General features: G+C 61.5%; 1 pseudogene. It reads left to right on the top strand.

The features are described from left to right. Positions 1-294: 294 nt before the first annotated feature. Positions 295-629, top strand: a pseudogene (locus ASF58_RS27245) (catalase); the annotation flags it as partial.

The following is a 629-nucleotide window of genomic DNA, read 5'->3' as shown; positions in this document are numbered from 1 at the left end:
CGCTTGCGCCATCACGCGCAGGCTGCCTAACCTCTCACCCCAGATGGACCAGAGCCTCCGCTCCTGAACACCGCTGAATGTCCCAAATCATCTGACGACGGACACTCAAGACGAGAAACCGCGTCGAAACGGAAGATTTGACGGTCAGAATTGGTGGGCCTTTGTCATGTTAAATGCCGGACGCTTCGGACGTTCCCGGACTGTCGTTCACGGACAATTGAGCCGTTCGCAGCTCGGAACGCCGCTCCGTAGGCCAAGTTCTGTTCCGAGCTAAACGACAAAGGATGACAGACCTTGCAAGCCCCCGTTCGCTACAGTCCCGACGTCGAGGTGGTGACGTCCGGTGAGGACGTGACCATCGCGCAGCTCAACCAGACCTTCGACAAGATCCTGAAGACCGTAGCYGCGGATTCCGGCCACGCGGTGCGGTCGGTGCATGCGAAGGCRCACGGCATCCTGGAGGGCGAGCTCCGCATCGATGACGCCCTACCCGAAGAACTTGCGCAAGGCCTGTTCGCCCGGCCTGGGACGCACAAGGTTCTGATGCGCCTGTCTACCAAYGCGGGTGACATCCTTCCCGACGCCGTGTCCCTGCCGCGGGGGCTGGCGCTGAAGGTGCTGGACGTCGA

Origin of the sequence: Methylobacterium sp. Leaf125 (genome assembly GCF_001423085.1) — a bacterium.
GTDB lineage: Bacteria > Pseudomonadota > Alphaproteobacteria > Rhizobiales > Beijerinckiaceae > Methylobacterium.
The sequence above is the reverse complement of the archived record's forward strand: the minus strand, read 5'-3'. Positions and strand labels throughout refer to the sequence as shown.